Raw genomic sequence first — 4,629 nt, forward strand, 5'->3', positions numbered from 1 at the left:
GCAAGCCGCGACCTGTGATCCTGCTCCCGCTCCGAACCTTCCGACTCCGGGTCGGTCCGCTTCCAGAAAACAACTATCCGGTCGTCCTACGTCGAGCGTCTCACGACGCCGCGCGCAACTGCGTCGGCAAGACAGTGACGCACGCTCGCGGGGCCGTGTGCCACCAGCTTCGAAAGCTGATCCACCGTGTAACGCTCGCCCGCCACCATGACCCGGTGAATGTCGGATGCAATCTTCCCGACGGTGACTGGCTTTCCGCTGCTGTCCAGGCCCCGCTGGGCCTGCCGGACCGACTTTGGTTTTGACCTTCTTTCACGCGAGGCCGGCGTGGGTTGCGCGCTGTCCGCTGTCTCGGGCGGGATGTTTTTTTTCATCTGGGAAGTTTTACGTGTCTTGACCGTACGTCAAAAGATATCAGAATCACGTGGCGTCGCGCCACACTAACCGGGGGCGAGGGTGCGCTCCTTTCCGTTGGTATGGCGAAGTGGCGTCGAGCGGTAAAACTGTTTTGCATCGACCGGCAAAGGGCGAATGCCTTATAACTTCGGTGCCGTCAATATTGCGTGGCCTGTACGACGACGTATTGCACAGACTTGGCCTGCTGTCGCTGGAAGACGTGGCTATCGAGGCATGCGAGACTGCGCCGTTCACGACAACATTGCATTAATGCAAGCGCACGGCAAGCCCGCCACTGCAATCAGACAAAACTGATTTGTATAAATGTTGTTCGACTGCATCATTTTTCATTTTTTAACATTTCGGATTGCTCATTTACCGGTAGATTCCGCAGCATTGTTGACAATGCTGCGGAATGAGGAATGAACGAACAGACCTACCGGCTGCGGGGGATACTTCTCGCCGTTGACGACACGGCGAGCGGGGCCGGCAAGGCCAGTCAGGCAGAAACAACTGTTGGGCAGGCCGGTCCGAGTGATCGCGAGCACCTCTCATTGCTCGCGCTGCGGCCCATGGCCTTTGCCGTGTTGCTGCTGTCCGGTGTGGCGCTAGCGTTCATGGCGGTCAGTTACGCGCAGGTGATCATTGCGCCTGACTTACGCGCAAGCGCCATTCAGGCATAAAACGGTTTGCCGCAGATGAGCGTGCCGCAACGACATGCTGGCACCGTGAGGTGATGCTCAGGAGGCTGCCCCTTCTCTCAAGTAGCCCTCATCTACGAATTCGAGATCGGCGTCTCGGCCCCCTCTGACTATTCATTCCACATCCGATTGCCCTTACAAACGATCCCTCTGTCCCAAACACCGAACCACCATCGGCAAATTGCCACGGGTTCATGTGTTCACTCATTTACACAATCAATGGATACACATCAAGCCGATGTACTGACCCTGTGGCGAGAAAAATTTGGGACATTGAGTCCCCGCTGGCGTCTGCCCTTCGACAGTAATGCGCTTGAACTCAGCCCGCTTACTGGTCCGGTTGTTGAAGCCATTGCGCTTAGTGCTGAACAGGCAAAGAAGATCCGATCCTTCACTGGCATCACTTCAAGTTTAACGATCGACATCCGTCTGTTCGGGCAAGCCTTTCGCTTTCACCTGGTTGGCAGAAAAATAGACCGTTTGATGTGGGGTGGCACAGGTTCCCCGAGCATCAATTCTGAAGCGGTGGCAACGGACCTGGCTCGCGGTCTTTCGTTCGCAGAAACGGTCCTCTCCGAGGTCAATTCTCTCGTGGTGATCCTGAGCCGTAATGGGCAGATTCAACGCTTTAACCGTCTTGCTGAAGAGTATGCAGGTCTTAAAGAAGCGGACGTGATCGGGCGAAACGCCTGGGAGCTGTTCATGTCTCCCGATGAGGGTAGCGCTTCGCGACAAAACATAGACGGATTTTTTCAGACTGGCGAGGCCTATGAGGTTGAGCGCGTCGTCAAGACCGTTAAAGGACCGAGACTGTTTCTCTTCCGCAATAAATTCGTCCGGACGGGCGACAGGGAGGAAGAAACGTTTCTGATCTGCTCCGGAATTGACATCACCGAAGCGCGCCGCGCTCACGAGCGCCTGGCGGAACTCGCAACCACTGACTCGTTGACCGGCCTACGCAATCGCAACTATCTGATGGAGCGATTGCAGACGATCATCTCAGATCCACAGAACGTTGACCGGCTGGCAATCCTGTTCATAGACTTGGATAACTTCAAGCGCATCAATGATTCCCTCGGCCATCGCGATGGTGATCAGTTATTGAAAATGGCTGCGCTGCGCCTGAGCAACATCGTTGGCGACGAACACAATCTGGTTCGCATAGGTGGTGATGAGTTCGTCATCGTCATTCATGGCGATGCGGCCCACATTCAGGCAGAAGAGTTGGCCAAACGGGTAACGGAAGACTTTGAACTTGCCTACGTGCTGCGCGCGAACAGCTACCGCATGCGGGCAAGTATCGGCATCGCCGTGCATACGGATCGTGGCGCGTGTGAGTTTGATTTGTTGACCCAGGCCGACTTGGCCACGTACGCCGCAAAGGACATAGGCAAAGGCAAGGACATCAGTGCGTCCTGCGTGTACACGAAGGAGCTGTCCGAGCGGGCAGAACGGGGGCTTGAGTTCTATCAGGCCCTGCAGTATGGGTTCCTTCGAAAGGAATTCGACCTCGAATATACAGAGTGCCGTCGTTGTGATGGGTTGCAGTCAGGCATCCAGGCTTCTGTGCGCTGGAACAGGGCGGATGGCTCCGTTATGGGCGGACGCGAGTTCCTGTCAACAGTTGAATCGACTGGCTTTAGCATCCAGTTGGGCGAGTTCCAGCTTTTTGAGGCCTGCAAGCAGTGCGCAGAATGGCTCGACAACGGTCAAGAAATATCGCATGTGACCATTGAGATTCCATCTGCACAATTGCAGGACGGCGATCTCGCCGGATGCCTCGCGGAGTGTCTGCGCGTAAATGATCTGAAGCCAGGGATGCTTCGCTTGCTGGCGCCCCCTCGGCTTGATCAGGCTCCCTCTCACGTGCTCGACAAGCTATCGGATCTTCGCGCTACCGGCGTGAAGATTTTCGCCACTGTCTCGAACGAGGCTCCGTTTCCGAACGTCGGAGTCATGCCTATCGACGGATTGCGTATCGCCCGGGATCTGGTCGGGCGATTGCCGTCAGATCGTGTGGCCAAGGCGACGATCAGGGGTCTTGTTGGTGTGTGTATGGAACTGGGAATCGACGTTCTGGCCGATGGAGTAGACGATGGCGAACAATTCGCATGGCTTTCGGAGCTTGGGAACATCGAAGTAACAGGGAAATTTGCGTCAAGTGCGCCTGCAGCAAAACATCGAGCGTGAGAGGTGAACTGATGCCATCAAGATTCGCCTCAGTAAGTGATGTCACCCTGCTGTACAGGGAAAACGTTCGGGTGGTCAACGAGCAATTGCTCATCAGCTTGTCGGCCGACTCAGGCCTGACTCTGAGCCGCGAACTGACAAGAAGCGACGGCGCCTCGTTTGGTCAAATCGTGAGCCTGCAGAGTGCTTCAGATGTTTTCGATTTTTCAGCTGCCGATCCGTACGAGGGCAAGTTGGAGAGGTGTTACGAAACTATTAAAAAGTATGTGGTGAACGCGACAGCCACTGCCCCAGCAGTGCCTGCAACGGTCGTTGACCCGTTGCAGGCAATCAGTGAGCTCTCGGGGAACCTGACAGAAGGCGAATTGCTTTCGCGGGTTCGCAGAATTGTTGCAGTACTTGGCGGTACACAGTTCATATATCAGTGGGTCCGTTTTGATGGTAAGGGATCGAGAACGGATGATCCCGTTGAAGCCCGATATCTCGTGGGATGTCGCCCAGCCTGGCTGCAGCAGTACATAGCCCGCCTTTGGTACATGAATGATCCCCATTTGAGCTACGCGCGCAGCAGCGCAGCACCGGCGCTGGCAGCCCACATAAACCTTCATCCGGCCGACCATTGGCTGGTCACAGAGGCGAGGATGCATGGGCTTGCTAGCGGAGTTATTGTGCCTGCACACTCGCCTGCCGGGCGTGGTCTTGTGGGAATCCTGCAGGTTAGCAACGGGATGCAGACAACTGATTCTGCATCGCTGCTGTGGAAGAACCACGTGCTGCTTCGTGCGCTGTCATGTGCATTGCTGGATTGGCAGATCACGCAAGTGCGAAAGAAGGCGGCTCGTCAATACAACCTTAGCGATGACGAAACACTCGCGCTGAAGACGTTGCGCGCGGGTGGGGGTGCATCGCATATTGCCGATCAGTTGGGCGTATCCGTGAGCACCGTCTACAAATCAATTTTCCGGCACATCAACAAGAAGACCGGCGTATCAAGAATTAACGAAGCTGTGGAGAAGGCCACTGCAGTAGGCCTCCTCGATTAGGCCGTTACCCCACAAGGCGTGCGACAAGTCGCACGTTGTCTGCCTAACATGTAATTTAGATCACGCGCAATAGGGCGTCGACTAAATATGCATGCTAATTCGCCCCATTGAATTCGCCATCAGCATTAGGTCATAGTGGTGTCACGGTAGCGTCGTCATTGCGCCACCGCGGCACCAATTCAGGCCTGTGACTTTCGCATCTTGCCGTGGAGTAGCTCGCCCTTAGCGGTGCAACCCGGTTTCCGATGTCACGGGAAAGCGATCGCATGTATTTCAGTAATTGTTGCCAGCGTCCGGGC

The 4,629-nt window shown here is 55.6% G+C and carries 4 protein-coding genes; all 4 read left to right on the top strand.

Going from position 1 to position 4,629, the window contains the following annotated elements; all coding sequences use genetic code 11:
• Positions 1 to 305: hypothetical protein (locus KHO33_RS41555; RefSeq protein WP_211629325.1), on the top strand; the 305-nt coding region annotated here is incomplete at its 5' end.
• A 513-nt stretch (positions 306 to 818) separates the two neighbouring features.
• Positions 819 to 1,079, top strand: coding sequence for a hypothetical protein (locus KHO33_RS41560; RefSeq protein ID WP_200568530.1), 261 nt, complete (start codon positions 819 to 821; stop codon positions 1,077 to 1,079).
• Between the two features lie 237 nt (positions 1,080 to 1,316).
• Positions 1,317 to 3,287 (top strand): diguanylate cyclase domain-containing protein, encoded by a 1,971-nt coding sequence (locus tag KHO33_RS41565; protein ID WP_200568529.1) that lies wholly within the window; start codon positions 1,317 to 1,319, stop codon positions 3,285 to 3,287.
• Between the two features lie 11 nt (positions 3,288 to 3,298).
• On the top strand, positions 3,299 to 4,330 hold the full coding sequence (locus tag KHO33_RS41570) for a helix-turn-helix transcriptional regulator (protein WP_200568528.1): 1,032 nt from the start codon (positions 3,299 to 3,301) through the stop codon (positions 4,328 to 4,330).
• The last annotated feature ends 299 nt before the right edge of the window (positions 4,331 to 4,629 follow it).

Source organism: Paraburkholderia nemoris, from assembly GCF_905221015.1.
GTDB classification, from domain to species: Bacteria; Pseudomonadota; Gammaproteobacteria; order Burkholderiales; family Burkholderiaceae; genus Paraburkholderia; species Paraburkholderia nemoris.